The sequence below is a fragment of the Streptomyces sp. BRA346 genome (assembly GCF_052851135.1).
Genome location: NZ_JAIWIH010000013.1, coordinates 45582 through 62734 on the forward strand (window position 1 = coordinate 45582; position 17153 = coordinate 62734).

Annotated in this window: 25 protein-coding genes; 14 read left to right on the forward strand and 11 right to left on the reverse strand. The window is 70.8% G+C overall.

Translation table 11 applies throughout. The features are described 5' to 3' along the window. Window positions 1-7 precede the first annotated feature (7 nt). Window positions 8-880, reverse strand: coding sequence for a mycothiol conjugate amidase Mca (gene mca / locus LCH29_RS18215; RefSeq protein WP_446462786.1), 873 nt, complete (start codon window positions 878-880; stop codon window positions 8-10). Between the two features lie 96 nt (window positions 881-976). On the opposite strand from mca, the gene LCH29_RS18220 reads away from it, so the two are divergent. Together LCH29_RS18220 and greA are read left to right on the forward strand one after the other, a co-directional pair. Further along, window positions 977-1387, forward strand: coding sequence for a DUF4307 domain-containing protein (locus LCH29_RS18220; protein ID WP_446462787.1), 411 nt, complete (start codon window positions 977-979; stop codon window positions 1385-1387). A gap of 172 nt (window positions 1388-1559) precedes the next feature. Further along, window positions 1560-2057, forward strand: a complete 498-nt coding sequence (greA, locus tag LCH29_RS18225) for a transcription elongation factor GreA (protein WP_009715425.1) — start codon at window positions 1560-1562, stop codon at window positions 2055-2057. 90 nt (window positions 2058-2147) lie between these two features. Here the strand turns inward: greA and LCH29_RS18230 are convergent, their stop codons facing one another. The 3 genes from LCH29_RS18230 to ilvA all read right to left on the reverse strand — a co-directional run bounded on the left by LCH29_RS18230 (window position 2148) and on the right by ilvA (window position 5560). After that, window positions 2148-3011: an ABC transporter permease gene (locus tag LCH29_RS18230; RefSeq protein WP_446462788.1), complete on the reverse strand. Its 864-nt coding sequence runs from the start codon at window positions 3009-3011 to the stop codon at window positions 2148-2150. After that, entirely contained in the window at window positions 3011-4003 is a 993-nt protein-coding gene (locus LCH29_RS18235; protein WP_446462789.1) for an ATP-binding cassette domain-containing protein, read from the reverse strand. The genes LCH29_RS18230 and LCH29_RS18235 overlap by 1 nt, the downstream gene beginning before the upstream one ends. Window positions 4004-4282: 279 nt before the next feature. After that, window positions 4283-5560, reverse strand: a complete 1278-nt coding sequence (ilvA, locus tag LCH29_RS18240) for a threonine ammonia-lyase (RefSeq protein WP_446462790.1) — start codon at window positions 5558-5560, stop codon at window positions 4283-4285. 158 nt (window positions 5561-5718) lie between these two features. Between ilvA and LCH29_RS18245 the strand changes: the two genes are divergently transcribed. From LCH29_RS18245 to LCH29_RS18255, 3 genes are all read left to right on the forward strand, one after another. Then, entirely contained in the window at window positions 5719-6222 is a 504-nt protein-coding gene (locus tag LCH29_RS18245) for a MarR family winged helix-turn-helix transcriptional regulator (protein ID WP_179936492.1), read from the forward strand. A gap of 142 nt (window positions 6223-6364) precedes the next feature. Beyond that, entirely contained in the window at window positions 6365-6871 is a 507-nt protein-coding gene (locus tag LCH29_RS18250; RefSeq protein ID WP_446462791.1) for a sigma factor-like helix-turn-helix DNA-binding protein, read from the forward strand. Beyond that, window positions 6868-7119: a hypothetical protein gene (locus LCH29_RS18255; RefSeq protein ID WP_446462792.1), complete on the forward strand. Its 252-nt coding sequence runs from the start codon at window positions 6868-6870 to the stop codon at window positions 7117-7119. The genes LCH29_RS18250 and LCH29_RS18255 overlap by 4 nt, the downstream gene beginning before the upstream one ends. 13 nt (window positions 7120-7132) lie before the next feature. Here the strand turns inward: LCH29_RS18255 and LCH29_RS18260 are convergent, their stop codons facing one another. Then, window positions 7133-8284, reverse strand: coding sequence for a cystathionine gamma-synthase (locus LCH29_RS18260; protein WP_446462793.1), 1152 nt, complete (start codon window positions 8282-8284; stop codon window positions 7133-7135). Window positions 8285-8423: 139 nt separating this feature from the next. Here LCH29_RS18260 and LCH29_RS18265 point away from each other — a divergent pair, with 139 nt between their 5' ends. From LCH29_RS18265 to LCH29_RS18295, 7 genes are all read left to right on the forward strand, one after another. Further along, window positions 8424-9521 (forward strand): hypothetical protein, encoded by a 1098-nt coding sequence (locus LCH29_RS18265; protein WP_446462794.1) that lies wholly within the window; start codon window positions 8424-8426, stop codon window positions 9519-9521. 86 nt (window positions 9522-9607) lie between these two features. Beyond that, window positions 9608-10267, forward strand: coding sequence for a peptide-methionine (S)-S-oxide reductase MsrA (msrA, locus tag LCH29_RS18270; RefSeq protein ID WP_446462795.1), 660 nt, complete (start codon window positions 9608-9610; stop codon window positions 10265-10267). A 52-nt stretch (window positions 10268-10319) separates the two neighbouring features. Continuing rightward, window positions 10320-10811, forward strand: coding sequence for an N-acetyltransferase family protein (locus LCH29_RS18275; protein WP_446462796.1), 492 nt, complete (start codon window positions 10320-10322; stop codon window positions 10809-10811). 68 nt (window positions 10812-10879) lie between these two features. Next, window positions 10880-11254 (forward strand): type II toxin-antitoxin system RelE/ParE family toxin, encoded by a 375-nt coding sequence (locus LCH29_RS18280; protein WP_446462797.1) that lies wholly within the window; start codon window positions 10880-10882, stop codon window positions 11252-11254. After that, a complete protein-coding gene (locus tag LCH29_RS18285; RefSeq protein WP_446462798.1) occupies window positions 11251-11640 on the forward strand; it encodes a helix-turn-helix domain-containing protein in 390 nt (129 codons plus the stop codon). Before LCH29_RS18280 ends, LCH29_RS18285 begins: the two co-directional genes overlap by 4 nt. Window positions 11641-11723: 83 nt before the next feature. Further along, window positions 11724-12002 carry a hypothetical protein gene (locus tag LCH29_RS18290; RefSeq protein WP_446462799.1) on the forward strand — a complete coding sequence of 93 codons (279 nt, stop codon included), beginning with the start codon at window positions 11724-11726 and terminating at the stop codon, window positions 12000-12002. After that, the gene (locus tag LCH29_RS18295) at window positions 11999-12691 is read left to right on the forward strand and encodes an aldo/keto reductase (protein WP_446462800.1); all 693 of its coding nucleotides are present in this window, start codon (window positions 11999-12001) and stop codon (window positions 12689-12691) included. Before LCH29_RS18290 ends, LCH29_RS18295 begins: the two co-directional genes overlap by 4 nt. A gap of 2 nt (window positions 12692-12693) precedes the next feature. Here the strand turns inward: LCH29_RS18295 and LCH29_RS18300 are convergent, their stop codons facing one another. Then, on the reverse strand, window positions 12694-13092 hold the full coding sequence (locus tag LCH29_RS18300; RefSeq protein ID WP_446462801.1) for a cupin: 399 nt from the start codon (window positions 13090-13092) through the stop codon (window positions 12694-12696). A gap of 96 nt (window positions 13093-13188) precedes the next feature. Here LCH29_RS18300 and LCH29_RS18305 point away from each other — a divergent pair, with 96 nt between their 5' ends. Further along, the gene (locus LCH29_RS18305) at window positions 13189-13863 is read left to right on the forward strand and encodes a TetR/AcrR family transcriptional regulator (RefSeq protein WP_446462802.1); all 675 of its coding nucleotides are present in this window, start codon (window positions 13189-13191) and stop codon (window positions 13861-13863) included. 6 nt (window positions 13864-13869) lie between these two features. Here the strand turns inward: LCH29_RS18305 and LCH29_RS18310 are convergent, their stop codons facing one another. Further along, window positions 13870-14319 carry a DUF3515 domain-containing protein gene (locus LCH29_RS18310; RefSeq protein ID WP_446462803.1) on the reverse strand — a complete coding sequence of 150 codons (450 nt, stop codon included), beginning with the start codon at window positions 14317-14319 and terminating at the stop codon, window positions 13870-13872. Window positions 14320-14487: 168 nt separating this feature from the next. Beyond that, the gene (locus LCH29_RS18315; protein ID WP_446462804.1) at window positions 14488-14835 is read right to left on the reverse strand and encodes an NUDIX domain-containing protein; all 348 of its coding nucleotides are present in this window, start codon (window positions 14833-14835) and stop codon (window positions 14488-14490) included. 48 nt (window positions 14836-14883) lie between these two features. Here LCH29_RS18315 and LCH29_RS18320 point away from each other — a divergent pair, with 48 nt between their 5' ends. Then, window positions 14884-15135 (forward strand): hypothetical protein, encoded by a 252-nt coding sequence (locus LCH29_RS18320; protein WP_446462805.1) that lies wholly within the window; start codon window positions 14884-14886, stop codon window positions 15133-15135. A 150-nt stretch (window positions 15136-15285) separates the two neighbouring features. On the opposite strand, the gene LCH29_RS18325 is transcribed toward LCH29_RS18320, so the two are convergent. The 3 genes from LCH29_RS18325 to LCH29_RS18335 all read right to left on the reverse strand — a co-directional run bounded on the left by LCH29_RS18325 (window position 15286) and on the right by LCH29_RS18335 (window position 17134). After that, window positions 15286-16026, reverse strand: a complete 741-nt coding sequence (locus LCH29_RS18325; RefSeq protein ID WP_446462806.1) for an MBL fold metallo-hydrolase — start codon at window positions 16024-16026, stop codon at window positions 15286-15288. Window positions 16027-16104: 78 nt separating this feature from the next. Next, entirely contained in the window at window positions 16105-16725 is a 621-nt protein-coding gene (locus LCH29_RS18330) for a GTP-binding protein (RefSeq protein WP_446462807.1), read from the reverse strand. Then, entirely contained in the window at window positions 16673-17134 is a 462-nt protein-coding gene (locus tag LCH29_RS18335; RefSeq protein ID WP_446462881.1) for a DUF742 domain-containing protein, read from the reverse strand. Before LCH29_RS18335 ends, LCH29_RS18330 begins: the two co-directional genes overlap by 53 nt. Between the last annotated feature and the right edge of the window lie 19 nt (window positions 17135-17153).

Genomic DNA, 17153 nt, shown 5'->3' on the forward strand with positions numbered 1-17153 from the left:
CATGGGGTCAATTGTTGCGGATGCCCGCGAAGAGGTCGTCCTCGGGGAGGGAGGTATCGACGAGCGACTTCGCGAGCTCGTACTCTTCCGTCGGCCAGACCTCCTTCTGGATGTCCATGGGCACCCGGAACCAGCCGCCGTCGGGGTCGATCTGCGTGCGGTGCGCGATCAGCGCCTTGTCGCGGATCTCGAAGAACTCGGCGCACGGCACATAGGTGGTCAGGGTGCGCTCGCGCCGGGAGGACTCCTTCCAGCGCTCCAGCCACTCCCCGTACGGCGAGTCCAGGCCGCGGGCGAGCAGCGCCTCGTGCAGGGCGACGGTGCGCGGCCGGTTGAAGCCCTGGTTGTAGTAGAGCTTCTGCGGCTGCCAGACCGGACCCGCCTCGGGGTACTTCTCGGGGTCCCCGGCCGCCTCGAAGGCCACCATCGTGATCTTGTGGGTCATGATGTGGTCGGGGTGGGGGTAGCCGCCGTTCTCGTCATAGGTGGTGATCACCTGCGGCCGGAAGGAGCGGATCAGCTTGACGAGCGCGCCCGCCGCCTCGTCCACGTCCTGGAGCGCGAAGCAGCCCTCGGGCAGCGGCGGCAGCGGGTCGCCCTCGGGCAGCCCGGAGTCCACGAAGCCCAGCCACTCCTGCTTCACGCCGAGGATCTCGCGCGCCTCGTCCATCTCCTTGGCGCGCACCTCGTGAATGTGCTCCTCGATGTACGGATCCCCCTGGAGCTTGGGGTTGAGGATGGAGCCGCGCTCACCGCCCGTGCAGGTCGCGACCAGCACGTCCACCCCCTCGGACACGTACTTGGCCATGGTGGCCGCGCCCTTGCTCGACTCGTCATCCGGGTGCGCGTGCACGGCCATCAAACGCAGCTGCTCAGTCAAGTTCGATCCTCAGTGATTCGTCGCGGAAGACGGCTTCTATAGTGACCCACAGCGGGCCCGAATAATTCCGGGTCTCCGAAGCAGGAGGAAGCGATCATGTCGGCGGTGCGCGCGGGCCTTCCCGAGGGGCGCTACGGGCGCTCCGCGGATGAGCGGGCCGACCGCAAGCTGAAGATCATCGGTGCGGTGCTGGGTGCCGGTCTGATCGCGTTGATCGCCTGGTTCGGATACGCGTACGTCGTCGATCAGGACGTCAGCGGCCAGCTGACCGGTTTCACGGTGACCGCGGACGACACCGTCGACGTCCGGCTGGAGATCACCAAGGACAAGGACGCCACCGCCGTGTGCACGGTGCGCACCCTGGACACCTACCACGAAGAGGTCGGCCGCAAGAGCTTCACCTTCGGCCAGCGCCAGGACGACATGATCAAGATCGTGACGGTGCGTACCACCGCGCGTGCGACCAGTGCCGAACTGATCGGCTGCGACTCGGCCGCGAACAGCTGAATCGGGCACGTCCGAACTGACCGGGTTTGCCCCGTTTCATGCGCATGGAGCTGAGTTCCCTCCTCCCCGTTTCCTGTCGGAATTGTTAGGCTCGTGGTTTCGCCCGGCTTTGAAGGCGCACCCTTCTGAGTAGGGCGTTCATTTGTATTCCCAGCACCGACGAGGAGCACCTGTGACCCAGACCAGCGAGAACGTCACCTGGCTGACCCAGGAGGCGTACGACCAGCTCAAGGCCGAGCTGGAGTACCTGTCGGGTCCGGCACGTATCGAGATCGCGAAGAAGATCGAGGCTGCCCGGGAGGAAGGTGACCTCCGGGAGAACGGCGGTTACCACGCCGCCAAGGAGGAACAGGGCAAGCAGGAGCTCCGGGTGCGTCAGCTGACGCAGCTCCTGGAGCACGCGAAGGTCGGAGAGGCACCCGCGGACACCGGCGTGGTCGCCCCCGGCATGGTCGTCACCATCGCCTTCGACGGCGACCCGGACGACACCCTGACCTTCCTTCTCGCCTCTCGTGAATACGCGAGCGCGGATGTCGAGACCTACTCGCCGCAGTCCCCGCTGGGCACGGGCGTGAACGGCAAGAAGGTCGGCCAGGACGCCGAATACGAACTCCCCAACGGCCGTACGGCATCGGTGCGCATCCTGGATGCCAAGCCCTACCAGGGCTGAGCGCCCGACCAACGCCCTCGCGCCTCACGGCGAGCCCCCGGCCCCGAAGCGGCCGGGGGCTCGCCGTATGACTCACCCCGGTACGACCCCTCAGGCGGTCGCCGAGCGGTACTTCCGGACCGACAGCGTCCGGAACACCACGATGATGACCACCGACCACAGGACCGACGCCAGCACCGGATGCTGCATCGGCCAGGCGTCGGAGACCACGCCCTGCGGATTGCCGAACAGCTCCCGGCAGGCCTGCACCGTGGCGCTGAACGGGTTCCAGTCCGCGACGTGCCCCAGGAACTCGGGCATCTTGCTGGACGGTACGAACGCGTTCGAGATGAAGGTCAGCGGGAACAGCCAGATCAGCCCGCCGGACGTCGCGGCCTCGGGGGTCCGTACCGTCAGCCCGATCAGCGCGCCGATCCAGGAGAAGGCGTAACCGAGCAGGAGCAGCAGGCCGAAGGCGCCCAGCGCGCTCAGGATTCCGTCGTGCACCCGCCAGCCCACGATGAGCGCGACGATCGCGAGCACGACCAGCGTCAGCGCCGTCTGCACCAGATCCGCGAGCGTACGGCCGGTGAGCACCGCCCCGCGCGCCATCGGCAGGGAGCGGAACCGGTCGATCAGCCCCTTGTGCATGTCGTCGGCGATCCCCGCGCCCGCGCCCGCCGTCGCGAAGGTGACGGTCTGCGCGAAGATCCCGCCCATGAGGAACTCGCGATACACGTCCGCGTCCGCGCTGGCCTGACCCGGCACCATGATCGCGCCGCCGAATACATAACTGAACAGCACCACGAACATAATGGGCTGAATCAGGCCAAAGATAACCACTTCTGGAATCCGCACCATGCGGATCAAGTTCCGCCGGGCGACCACCAGAGAGTCCCGGACCCCCGCGAGCGGACCGCCGCGCGGCCGGGGGGCGGTGGCGACGGTGGCGCCGGACTCCTCGGCAACGGCCATCACTTGCCTCCCTCGCGAGTACCGCTCCGCACGCCGTTCTCCGCATCGCCGTCCTCGGCACCGTGGCCGGTCAGCGAGATGAAGACGTCGTCGAGCGTCGGGCGGCGCAGCCCGATGTCGTCGATCTCCACTCCCCGGGTGTCCAGTTCGCGGATCACCTCGGCGAGCAGCTTGGCCCCGCCGACCACCGGCACGGTGACCTTGCGCGTGTGCTCCTGCACCGTGGTATCGCCCTTGCCCAGCACCCGCAGCACCTGCTCGGTGACCGCGATGTGCTCCCGCTCGTGCACCACGACCTCCACCCGCTCCCCACCGATGCGGGCCTTGAGCTGGTCGGCGGTGCCACGGGCGATGACCTTGCCGCGGTCGATCACACAGATGTCATGGGCCAGATGGTCGGCCTCCTCCAGGTACTGGGTGGTCAGCAGCAGCGTCGTACCACCGGCCACCAGTTCCTGGATGACCTCCCACAGCGCCTGCCGGTTGCGCGGGTCGAGCCCCGTCGTCGGCTCGTCCATGAACATCACGGGCGGGCTGACGACCAGGGCCGCGGCGAGGTCGAGTCGGCGGCGCATACCGCCGGAGTACGTCTTGGCGGTGCGGTCGGCCGCGTCCGCGAGGTGAAAGCGCTCCAGCAGCTCGTCCGCGCGGGCCTTCGCCTCGCGCGCGCCCATCTGGTACAGCTGGCCCACCATCCGGAGGTTCTCCCGGCCCGTCAGATACTCGTCGACGGCGGCGAACTGGCCGGACAGGCCGATGGACCGGCGGACCTCATTGGGGTTCTTGAGCACGTCCACCCCCGCGACCACCGCCGTCCCGCTGTCCGGGCGCAGCAGCGTGGTCAGCACGCGCACCGCGGTGGTCTTGCCCGCGCCGTTGGGCCCGAGCAGTCCGAGCACGGTTCCTTCCGGCACGTCGAGGTCGACGCCGTCCAGAGCTCTTACGTCGCCGAAGGTCTTGACCAGGCCCTCGGCATGGATCGCGCCTGGCATGTTGGCACTCCCAGAGTTGGGTGTTCCCGGGTTGAGTCAGGTCCACGAAAGATCGTTTGACGTGACGTGCGGCGAATGTTTCTCGCCACGCATGGACGCGTCCCCTCAATAAAGGCATATGTCCGCCCACAAGGGCAGCGTCGCGACAGCAAGTGGAGAGAATCATAGCGCAGTCGCGATACATCGCGACATACGCGAGTTGACGAATCGCCTACACGAGCCGTCCTCCGCGAACCGATCTACGCGGCCCGTCCTGCGCGAGCCGCCAGACGCGACCCGTCAGACCATCACCGTGTAACCCGCCCCGTGCAGCGCGTCCCTGACCTCGGCGCAGTGCTCCGGCCCCTTCGTCTCCAGCTGGAGCTCCACCTCCGCCTCGCTGAGCCCCAGCCGCGGGTTGGTGCGCACATGGCTGATGTCGAGCACGTTGGCGTCCACCGCCGACAGCTCCGCCAGCAGCGTCGCCAGCGCCCCCGGCCGGTCGGTGAGCCGCAGCCGCAGCGACAGATAGCGGCCCGCCGCGGCCATGCCGTGCCGCAGGATCCGCTGCATCAGCAGCGGATCGACGTTGCCGCCCGACAGCACCGACACCACCGGTCCCTCGAAGGACTCCGGATCCGACAGCACCGCCGCCACCGGGCTCGCCCCCGCCGGCTCCACCACCAGCTTCGCCCGCTCCAGGCACAGCAGCAGCGCGCTGGACAGCTCGTCCTCGCTGACCGTACGGACCTCGTCGACGAGCGCGTTGATGATCCCGAACGGCACGTCGCCCGGCCGCCCCACCTTGATGCCGTCCGCCATCGTCACCGGCGCCTCGACCGACACCGGCCGCCCCGCCGCCAGCGACGGCGGATACGCGGCGGCGCCCGCCGCCTGCACCCCCACCACCCGCACATCCGGCCGCAGCGCCTTCACCGCCACCGCGATCCCGGCCGCGAGGCCGCCCCCGCCGATGCCCACCACGATCGTGCGCACCTCGGGGCACTGTTCCAGGATCTCCAGGCCCACCGTGCCCTGCCCCGCGATGATGTCCGGGTGGTCGAACGGATGGATGAAGACCGCGCCCGTCTCCTCCGCGTACCGCTGCGCCGCCCGCATCGTCTCGTCCACGATCTGGCCTTCCAGCCGGACCTCCGCGCCGTAGTCCCGCGTCGCCGCGATCTTCGGCAGCGGCGCGCCCTCGGGCATGAAGACGGTCGACCGCACCCCCAGCAGCGAGGCCGCGAGCGCGACGCCCTGCGCATGGTTCCCGGCGCTCGCCGCGACCACCCCCGCCGCCCGCTCCTCCGACGTCAGCCGCGCGATCCGCACATAGGCGCCGCGCAGCTTGAACGAGCCCGTACGCTGGAGGTTCTCGCACTTCAGCTGCACCGGGGCGCCGACCAGACCGGTCAGGAAGCGGCTGCCCTCCAGGGCGGTCAGCCGGGAGACCCCCGAGAGCGCCTTCTGCGCCTCGCGCACATCGTCCAGGGTGATCGCGAGCGGGGTGGACGATACGGAGCGTGCGGGGCGCGGGGCCGTGCCGGGCCCGTCCTCTCCGCCGGGTCGTGGAGCCATGGCCCCAGTCTCGCAGCTCACGTGAAACACGGCCGGGCCGGGGCGACCGGTGGTTGGCCGGTTGTGGGCAGGTTTCCGCAGCCCCCGTACGGGCCGGGCCCGGGCCGCGTACTCTGTGCCACATCCCACAGACCACCGCATGAAGTGAGCCCTAGGCCATGCCCACCCAATCGGACATGACGACTCAACTCGACACAGGCGTACTGGATTCACTCCAGCACCAGGTCGCGGTCTTCGCCCGCCGCGCGGAGCAGACCCGGCTCGGCGGCGTCGGACAGGCCCGCAACTCGATGGATCGCGCCGCCTACCTGCTGCTCAACCGGCTCGACCAGGAAGGCCCCATGGGGGTCAAGGCCCTCGCCGGAGGCATGGGCATCGACTCGTCCACCGTGACCCGGCAGGTCGCCCCGCTGGTCGACTCCGGCCTGGTCAAGCGCACCTCGCACCCCGAGGACGGGCGCGCCGTCGTCCTCCAGCTCTCCCCGCGCGGCAAGGCCCGACTGGAGGAGGTGCGCTCCTCGCGGCGCGAGCTGATGGCGCAGGTCACGGACGACTGGACGGTGGAGGAGCGCGATATGTTCTGCGATCTGCTCACCCGTTTCAACGTCGCCCTGTCCGCCGCGCACGGCGCGGTGCCGCAGGCGGCGGCACCGGCGTCCTGAAGCCCGGGGACGCCCCTGCGACCTTCGACGGTTGACCTTCGACCGTTGACCGTCGGCCTTCGACCGGACTCCCGGCCGACCGAACCCTTGACCGGGCGCCCGTGCCTGCCGTGTCCTTGAGGAACAACAGGCGGAGGGCGCGGTGCGAGAGCGGCGGGCAGCACGGGACAGCCGCCGGGCCCGGGAATTCGAGGCATTCGTCGCGGGCGCCGGTGGCAGGTTGCTGCACGCGGCCACACTGCTCACGGGGGAACCGACCGGGGACGCCCGGGCCGACACCCAGGCCGCGCAAGCCCTGCTGACCGCCGCGCTCGCGCGCACCTACGCCCGCTGGGACCGGCTGCGCGGCGAGGATCCGTACGACCGCACCCGCCAGGAGCTGGCCGCCCTCTACGCCCACCGGGCCCGGCGCTACCGCCGCCCGCGCGGCGGCGTGCTGGACCGGCTCACCCCGCGTGAGCGGCTGGTGCTGGTGCTGCGGCTGTACGAGGGGGTCGCGGAGGAACAGGCGGCGGCCACGCTCGGCCTGCCGGTCGAGCGCGTACGGGCCATCTGCACGCGCGCGGTGACCCTGATGCGCACCGCCCCGCCCCGCGCCCCCGGCGCGCCCCCGATCGCCGATCACCATCCGGCGGGAGCGGCGCGATGAGCTTCCCGGACCGCAAGGAGGACCAGGTCCGGCGGATGCTGGAGGGACCGCACCCGGTGCTGCCGCCGGATCTGGCCGGGCGGGCGGCCGGGCGCGGGCAGCGGATGCTGCGCCGCCGCCGGGCGGCGCAGGCCCTCGGCTGGGCGGTGCTGCTCGCCGCGGTGGTCGCGTTCACCGTCTGGGCGGCGGTGGTCCATCCGTGGGCGGGGCCGCCCACCGACACCACCCCTCCGCTGGAGGGGTGGTGAATCGCGACGGGCTTCAGGCGAGCGCCTGGGTGAGATCCCCCAGCAGGTCGTCGATGGACTCGATGCCCACCGACAGCCGTACGAGATCCGCCGGCACCTCCAGCGCCGAACCGGCCGCCGAGGCGTGGGTCATCCGCCCCGGGTGCTCGATCAGCGATTCGACGCCGCCCAGCGACTCGCCGAGCGTGAAGAGCCGGGCCCGGTTGCAGACCTCGACCGCCGCCTCCTCGCCGCCGGTGACCCGGAACGACACCATGCCGCCGAAGGCCCGCATCTGCTTGGCCGCGGTCTCGTGGCCCGCGTGCTCGGGCAGCCCCGGGTAGAAGACCTCGGTCACCTTGGGGTGGGCGACGAGCAGCTCCGCGACGCGCGTGGCGTTCGCGCTGTGCCGGTCCATCCGTACCCCGAGCGTCTTGATGCCGCGCAGCACCAGCCAGGAGTCGAAGGGAGCGGCGACGGCGCCCATCGCGTTCTGGTGGAAGGCGAGTTCGTCGCCGAGGCCCGGGTCGGAGACGATCAGCGCGCCGCCGACGACGTCCGAGTGGCCGCCCATGTACTTGGTCGTGGAGTGCACGACGACGTCCGCGCCGAGCGCCAGCGGCTGCTGGAGGTAGGGGCTGGCGAAGGTGTTGTCGACGACGAGCCGGGCCCCTGCGGTGCGGGCGATGTCGGCGACGGCGGCGATGTCGGTGATGCCCAGCAGCGGGTTGCTCGGCGTCTCGACCCAGATCACCTTCGTACGGGGGCGCAGCGCGGCCCGTACCGCCGCCGGGTCGGAGGTGTCGGCGACCGACCACTCCACGCCCCAGCGCTCGACGACCTTGGAGAAGAGGCGGAACGTACCGCCGTACGCGTCGTCCGGGATGACCACGTGGTCGCCCGGCACCAGCAGCGTGCGCAGCAGGCAGTCCTCGGCGGCGAGGCCGGAGGCGAAGGCGAGCCCGCGGCGGCCGCCCTCCAGGGCCGCCAGGTTCTCCTCCAGGGCGGTGCGGGTGGGGTTGGCGGAGCGGCTGTACTCATAGCCGCCGCGCAAGGCCCCCACCCCGTCCTGCTTGTAGGTGGAGACCTGGTAGATCGGCGGAACAACGGCGCCGGTGAGCGGGTCCGCCTCCTGGCCCGCGTGGATGGCGAGCGTCTCGAAGCTGTGGGGGTGCTGGTCGGTCATGGGCCCGAGCGTAACGCGCGGCGGCCACCCGGCGGATTCCGCGGCGGGCCCGTCCAGGATTCAACGGCCGTCTCCCCTGTCCGCCATGGCGCATAGGCTGGACCTCAAGCCGTCACGGGACTTCACACGGGGACACCTCATGGAGCTTCTGATCTTCCTCATCGCCGTCGTCATGATCGGCGGGCTGATCGTGCTGCCCGCACTGCGGCGGAGGCGCGGCGGCCGCGAGGCCCTGGAGGGCGCGATGCGCGCCACGGACCCGAGTGAGTACGGCTTCGTACCGCGCGAACAGCTCGACGTACGGCTGCCCGGCCCCGACCCCCAGCTCATCGAGGCGCTGGAGGAGGTCCAGTCCGGCCAGGACTGGCAGCCCGCCGCCCGGCTGCTCGCGCTCACCGACGTGACCTCCGAACTGCGTTGGCAGCGCGTCCAGACCCTCGCCGGAGCCGCCGCCCACGCGCTCGCCCAGGCCCCGGGCCGGGGCGGGATGTGGCTGCGCACCTGGCGCGTCGCCGCCCCCGAGGACCCGGGCGCGGCCGCCGTGCAGGCGGAGTTCCTGGTCCGGCAGGCGCTGCTCGACCCGTCCTCGCAGGACTTCCGGATGATCCTGGAGGAGGCCCGGGACGTCTGCCACGAGGCCGCGCGACTGGCCCCGGACGACCCCGTTCCGTACATCGTCGAACTCGGCGTCGCCCGCGGTCTCCCCTACCGGCAGGCCGACTTCGAGGAGCTGTGGACCAAGGTCACCGACCGCGCCCCGCACCACATGGGCGCCCACCTCGCCGCCCTCCACTACTGGTGCGAGAAGTGGCACGGCTCCCAGGACCGCGCCGACCGCTTCACCCACGCCGCGGCCGCCTCCGCCCCCGGCAAGAGCCTCCTCCCCGCGCTGCCGTTGTTCGGCGTCTTCGAGCACCTCCCCGAGGTCAATCTCGTCCGCAGCCTGTACCAGAGCGACGTGGTCACCAAGGCGGTCGAGGGCGCCCTGTACGCCGTCCGCCAGGCCCCCGCCGACCACCCGGTCCTCCCCCACGTCCGCCATCTGCTGATCTGGTTCCTGGTCCGGTCGGAGCGGTACGCGGACGCCATGGAGCAGCTGCGCCACGTGGACGGCCACGTGGGCGCCGTGCCGTGGTCGTACGGGGCGGACCCGGCCGCCGAGTACGCCGTCTACCGCGCGCTGGCCGTCGCGGGCTGGGAGGGCCGGGGCGGCTCCCCGGCGACCCTGCCGAAGTGAGCACCGCCGCGGAATTCGACGCCACCGCCGCCCGTTGTACGGGATAGCCGCCGCACCCCCCCTTGTCCCCCTCGAGGAGCCCTCGGATGCTGTTCAACCGCCGCCAGAACCACCTCCCGACCCCCGAGGAGGCGCTGAAGGGCCGCCCGGAACCGGGCTTCACGGTCCCCGACCGCCACACCGTCCTCGGCAACCCCCTCACCGGCCCGTACCCGCAGGGCCTGGCCGTCGCCGACTTCGGCCTCGGCTGCTTCTGGGGCGCCGAGCGCGTCTTCTGGCAGGCCCCCGGCGTCTGGACCACCCTGGTCGGCTACCAGGGCGGCCACACCGAGAACCCCACCTACGAAGAGGTGTGCAGCGGCCTCACCGCCCACACCGAGGCCGTCCGCGTCGTCTTCGACCCGGCGGTCACCTCGTACGGAGCCCTCCTGAAGCTCTTCTGGGAGTCCCACGACCCCACCCAGCACTTCCGCCAGGGCAACGACGTCGGCACCCAGTACCGCTCAGCCGTCTACACCCACTCCCCCGAGCAGCAGTCCGAAGCCGAGTCCTCCCGCGCCGCCTACCAGTCCGTCCTGACCGGCTCCGGCTACGGCGAGATCGCCACCGAAATCCTCCCCGCGGGCCCCTTCTACCCGGCCGAGCCGTACCACCAGCAGTACCTGGACAAAAACCCCGCAGGCTACTGCGGCATCGGCGGCACGGGCGTCTCCTGCCCGATCGGCGTGGCCCCGGCGGACGGCTGAGGCCGCGGAAACCCGGTCGAAAAGGCTGAACGCCATCGCTAGCGTATGACGGGTGGAAATCCGGGCGTTCGAGGAACGTGACTGGCCGCAGGTCTGGCCCATCATCGAGCAGATCGTCCGCAAGGCGGACACCTTCTGCTACGACCCCCTCCAGACGGAGGCGCAGGCGCATGACATGTGGGTGGTCCCGTCACCGGGACATGTCGTGGTGGCCGTAGAGGACCAGCGCGTGCTGGGCACCTCGAACATGTACCCCAACCGCCCCGGCCCCGGTTCCCACGTCGCCAGCGGCAACTTCATGGTGGCGTCCGATGCGCGCGGCCGGGGCGTCGGTCAAGCCCTGGGCGAGTACCTGCTCAACTGGGCCTCGACCAGCGGTTTCGCCGGCGTGCAGTTCAACGCGGTCGCCGCTTCGAACGCGCCCGCCGTCAGGCTGTACGAGCGCCTTGGTTTCACCACCATCGGCACCGTGCCGGGCGCGTTTCGCCATCCGGCGCTGGGCCGGGTCGGGCTGCACGTCATGTACCACGACCTGGGCGCCTGACCCGCTGCGGCCATCCGATCGGATGACCGCAGCCCGAAGCCGCGGCGATCGCCCGTCGGCTGCCTACGGTGGAGCGACCGTACGACATCGAAATCGAACCCGAGGTAAGAGCATGGCTGGACACTCTGTCGCGCGAGCATTACCGAGCGGTGGAGCGCCACGTCGACCGTCTGGCACAAGATCCGACGATGATCGGCGAACCATACTCCCGCCACTTGTACGGACCGGTCCGCGAGCTTCGCATCCATCTCGGTGACGGAGCCATACGTCTCACCTGCTGGCTCGCGCCGGAACGCCGTATCGTGTCTTTGACCGTCTTCCGAAAGACCCGGATGCGCGAAGAGCGACAGGTTCAGCGAGCTCTCCGGGCCCAGAAGGAATGCGAAGGATCGCACACCGCCGCGCAGACGACTCATCACCGGACGTTCGAGGAGTCACCGTGAGCAGGGGTTACCACACCTCACGGACGATCCCTGAGGAGCATCGAGCGGATCCGGCGTACGTCGAAGCAGGTGCCGCCATCGCCCTCGGGCAGGCCGTCTACGACCGCCGAACCGCCCTGGGCATCAGCCAGGCCCTGCTCGCCGAGCGAACCGGCCTGACCATGGAAGAGATCGACCGCCTCGAAGGCGGCGGCACCGCCCCCGCCCTCCCACTCCTGCGCGCCTTGGCCAAGGCACTGGATGCCGCGCTGGATGTGTCGATCGATACCGAAGAGACTCGTGTCTCCTTCGTACCGCACGCGTACCGCACGCCGTTTGAGCTCCTCGTCGGCCTCGCCGACACTCGGAACTGCACATGGCGGCCGCATAGCGACCCAGGTCAGTAGTGCCGGGCGTAACTCGGAGAGCTGCGCGGACACCACCCGCTGTTCGGAACGGCAAAGGCGTCAAGTGCCCGTCTTCAGCCCCCGTGGGGCAACATCTGGCCGCTCTGCCCGCCTTTACCCGGGAGCTGGATCAGGCCGCCGACCAGTCCCGTCAGGCTTCCGACCTGGCCCCTCTCGAGCGGTTCATCGCCCAGTGGGCCGTCTACGTACACATTCAGCGTCAGCCGAAGGTCGCGAAAGAGTTCCGTCACTGGGAGGACGCCGCGGAGACCGGTGACGCGGCACAAGCCCGACGTGCCGCGTCCGCCATCGGCAAGATCTTGGACAACGCACACGCCGCGCTCCGCCTCCCACCGCGGTGAGCGCCGACTGGCGCTGGGAGACGGCCGAGGGCCTCTCGGCCGGGGTGATCAAGCGCGGGATCGAGGGCAGTCTCCGGCGCCTCGGTACGGACCACGTCGAGCTGTACTGGGCGCACAAGCCCGATCCGGTCACCCCGCTGGACGAGACGGTCGCCGCCTTCGGCGAACTGGTCTCCGCGGGTACGGTCGGCCGCCTCGGCTGCTCCAACTACCCCGTCTGGCAGCTGGAACGGGCCCGGCAGCTCGCCCAGGCGCACGGCGGGGCGGGTTTCACGGCGGTGCAGCAGCAGCACACGTATCTGCACCCGCGCCGCGTGGCCGAGCCCCTCGTACGGCACCGGTTCGGCGTGGTCAGCGACGAGGTGCTGCACTACCTGGAGCACCACCCGGACATCGCGCTGTGGGCGTACACACCGCTGCTGAACGGCCGGTACACCCGCCCGGACCGGCCGCTTCCGGCGGAGTACGACCACCCCGGCACCGCCCGCCGCCTCGCCGCGCTGGACGAGATCGCCGCCGAGACCGGCACGAACCGCAACCGGGTGGTGCTGGCGTGGCTGACCGGCGGAACCCCGGCCGTCACGCCGATCGTCGGCGTCAGCACGGTCGAGCAGCTGGACGAGGCAGTCGCGGGGGTGTCGCTTCAGCTGACCGCCGAGCAGCGCGAACGCCTGGATTCCGCGATGTGACGTCAGCGCGTATCGGTGCGCTTTTCCAGGCGGGTGCCGTGGCGCAGGGTGATCGACATCAGGTCGCTCGGGGCGTCCAGTTCCAGGCGGTGCCAGCGCCCGCGGGGCACGACCACGGCGGTGCCCGCCGCCAACCGCACCACGTCCTCGGTGCCGCCGGGCGACGTGGGGCGGAAGGCGAGGCGGGCCCCGCCCGTCAGGCAGCACACCGCCTCGTCGGCCTCCGGGTGCATCTCCCAGTGGTCGGCGTGGACGTCGGCGTCGGTCTCGACGTGGAAGGTGGCGACCTGCCAGGCGCCGTCGGGCTCGCTGCCCTTCATCTGCCGCTCGGCGGCCCGGACCCCGCCGTCGGGGTGGAACCGCAGCGCGGAGGCGAACAGGTCGATGGGGGTCGTCGTCATGACGGTGTCCTTCCGGTCGGTGTGCTGTTTTTGTACGCGTAAGAAAAATAGCAGGGAGAGGATCACCGTTGTCGATACCTGGGGGATGATGGGGCCATGTCCCAACCGTCCGCACCGCGCAAAACCCGTGGCCGACCTCCCCGTATCTCACGCGAGGACGTCGTCGCAACGGCCCGCAGGATCGTGGACGAGGACGGCGTGGACCGGCTGACCATGCGGCGGCTCGCCACGGAGATCGGCAGCACGCCGATGGCGCTCTACCACCACGTCCGCAACAAGGAAGAACTGCTCCTCCTGCTGCTGGACGACCACGCCGAACGGACGCTGCGCCGCCCCGAACCCCCCGCCCACCCGCGCGAGCGGATCATCGTCGCCGCCGCCGCGATCCACGAGGCGCTCGCCGCCTGCCCCTGGATCGTGGAGGTGCTGACCGCCGACGACCTGATGTCCGCGTCCGCACTGTGGTTCGTCGAGCAGATCGTCGACGGCCTGGTCGAATGCGGTCTGACCCCCGAGCGGGCCGTGCACGGCTACCGCGCGATCTGGTACTACACCGCCGGAGAGATCGTGGTCCGCGCGACGGCGGCCCGGCGGCGCGCCGCCACCGACGACGACCGCGCGACCTACCGGGAGCGGGTCTTCGCCGACCTCGACCCGGACGAGCTGCCCCGCCTGGCCCACGTCGCGGACAACTGGGCGCCGCTGACCGCCGAAGACACCTACCTGGACGGGCTCCGCGCCTTGGTGGACGGCCTTCTCGTCAGTCGCTGATTCCGCTCAGAGCGTGTCGCTCAACGAGAGGCATTTCGACTTCTGCGGAATGCCGCGGACCGCACGGTTCACGTCGACCAACGCGTCTCCGGCCTTGGGACCATCGCCCTCGACGGTCATTTCGACCGCGGGGGTGCGGCCGTACGTCGTCAGGACCTGCACCCCGTCCTTCTGCGCGCGCTTCTCATCGAGCACCCAGTCGACGCCGTTGACGTCTACGCACAGGTTGGTCGTCGGACGCAGCGGTGTGACACCGCAGCGCAGCACGACCGAACCGTCTCCCCAGGCGGCGACGCCGTCCCCGGTGACGTCGTCACGCTGCTTATGGAGAACGGTTTCGGGCGCGCGGGAAATGACATCCGAGCACTTCGGATTGTCGGCAAAGGGGCCGGGTTCCACGGAAACCTTCGAAAAGAACAGGAAATACGAGGCAGCAGCGGCCGCAATCCCCGCCACGACGCACACCCCGGAGATCAGGCGGGCCTTTTTACTCCATGACCTGAACCGCATCGAACCCACTTATTCCCTCGACACCTGGCTCGCACCCTACCGCCACGCCGCGCACCGCCCCGGAGCGGGGAGGGCGGGCGTACGGCCAGCTCGACGCCGCGGCGCCGGGCGCCGTCAGGGCACGAGACCTTCGCCGTTCTCCAGATACGCCGGCCGCCGCCCGGCCAGGGCTCCGAGCGCCTGGGCGGCCCGTCGTCGGGTGCGGGGCGGGAGCATGGCCAGGGCGTCGTCCGGGGCAACGAACTCGCAGGCCGAGAGTTCGTGGTCGCGCGGGTACAGGCATCGGATCTGGTCGGCCGAGAGCGTGCCTCCGTCGAAGACGAACGCGAGCTGGTCGTCCCAGGGACCGTGCGGCGCGACCCAGTCGACGCACAGCAGCCCACGCAGCTCGACGGCAAGGCCCAGCTCTTCGCTCAGCTCGCGCCGCGCCGCATCCGCGGGTGACTCGTTCGCTGCACACAACCGCGTCTGCTGCCAAGGAACGGGCCCGCCGGGAAGCCGTGTTACCTGGTGCCCGGTGAAGACGGCAAGGGCTACCTGTCGCGGCTTGCCGACGAGATGGAAGCCGTACAGCTCCGCATGGGCACCGAACTCCTCGGCCACGCCGACGCGCTGCTCGGCAACCCCAAGGCGGAAGCCGGAGAGCTTCGCTTCCTAGCGAATCGTCTGGTCGAGGCGCTGCGGGACGCGCTCCGCGTCGCAGACAGCCGCGGCAGGCGGCTCCCCGGGCTCGATGAGGACGAGAGCGGGGCCTTCGGGTGAGCGGGGCGGCAGGGGGGCTGGCTGGTCCGGCCCGTGCCGGGGCGGGGGCTGCGCCGGGGCGAGGATGGCCGCCTTGAACTGCCGGTTCATGTGCTGCACCCCCGTCCTTCGCGCCCGTCGGCGCGCTCGGCCTGGACCGGGGCGGTGCTGTCACAGGCGGGTGACGAGACCGGGGGTGGCGATGGCGATGGGGGCATCGAAGGTCTCCGCCGCCGCGGTCTGCGCGGGTTCCGGGGCCGTGCCCGGCCAGAGGTGGGTGAGCATGAGGCGGGCGGCGCCTGCCTGGTGCGCGTATTGACCGGCGAGGCGGGCGGTCAGCAGGTACGGGGCGTCGCCGGTCGGGACCTGGTGGACGTACGTGGCCTCCGACAGGAACAGGTCGGCGCCCCGGGCGAGGCGGGGGATGTCGGGGCTGGGGCCGGTGTCGCCGGTGTAGGCGAGTACGGCGCCGGGGGTGGTGAGCCGGAGGCCCGCGTTGGGGACGAAGTGCGGCAGGAGCCAGGTGTCGGTGGTGTAGGGGCCGATCTCGAACCGGTCGCCGGGCGTGAACTCGTGGAGGCGGTACGCAGCGGCGAGCATGGTCGGCTTGTCGAGGGCGAGGACGGCGTCGACCGCTCCGTGCGGGGCGTGGACGGGCAGGGGCGGCGGTGGGTCGTCGCTCAGCCCTCGGGCGCGTAACAGGGGGTTGAGGTCGGCGCAGTGGTCGGGGTGTCCGTGGCTGATCAGCACGGCGTCGACCGCGTCGACGGTGCTGTGCCGGAGCAGGCGCGGCAGCGTGGCGTAGCCGGGGTCGATCAGCAGGCGGAATCCCGCGTACTCCACGAGGTAGCCGCTGCATGCCTGGTCCGCGGTGGGCCAGGCCCCGCAGCCGCCGAGAACGGTCAGTCTCATGGCACGGGACCTTAGCGGCGTTTATCGGCGGTGAGCGGGTGTTTTACGGCCGGTCGACCGGCTCAAAGGGGGCCCGGGTCAAGCCGGTTCGGCGGCCTTCGCCCTGTCCAGGGCCACGTCGAGGACGACGAGCAGGGCGTCGCGGACCGAGCCCGTCTCGCGGGCGTCGAAGACGGTGAGGGGGATGTGCTCGGAGACGTCGAGGGCCCAGCGCACCTCGTCCAGTTCGTGCTGGACCTCGCCGTCGAAGGCGTTGATGGCGACGGCGAAGGGGATGTCCTTGTGCTCGAAGTAGTCGACGGCCGCGTAGCAGTCGTCCAGGCGGCGGGTGTCGACGATGACGAGGCCGCCGAGGGCGCCTTCGACCACGTCGTCCCACATGAAGCCGAACCGGTCCTGGCCCGGGGTGCCGAACAGGTAGAGCTTGAGGGTCGGGTCGATGGTGATGACGCCGAAGTCCATGGCGACCGTGGTCGTGGTCTTGCCGGGGGTGTGGGTGAGGTCGTCCACCCCCGCCGCGACCTCCGTGATGGCGGCCTCCGTGGTCAGCGGGCGGATCTCGGAGATGGCGCCCACGGCCGTGGTCTTGCCCACTCCGAAGCCGCCCGCGATGACCAGCTTGACCGGCAGCGGTGGTGGTGCGGGTTCAGCTGCTGTCGCGGAGTGTGCCCCGTGAGTCGGGGACGGCGCGGAGTCCATCGATAACCCTTCGCAGTACGGAGATGTCCTGGACGGTCCTGGCGTCCGGTACGTGGACCGCCAGGTGTCCGGCGGTGCACAGGTCCTCCGCCAGGACCCGCACCACGTTGAGGTGCAGCCGAAGCTGGGCGGCCAGTTCCGCCACCGACTGCGGGCGTCGGCAGGCGGCGACGATGTCGTGGTGTTCGAAGGCGAGCGTGCGGAGGGCGGAGAGCCCGTCCGACGTCGCCACGACCTGCGCCTCGACCGGGAGCGGGGGTCCGGTGCCGCCACCCGCCACCCGGCCCGCGGTCAGCAGGAACGGCCGGATCGCGGAGGCGCGGCCGGTCGGCTCCGACGCGGCAGGCGGGCCCGGCTCAGCGGCCGCGCCGTCCGCCGTCTCGTCCGGCTCCGGGCCATCGGTGTCCATCACGCCGACCCCCTTCTGC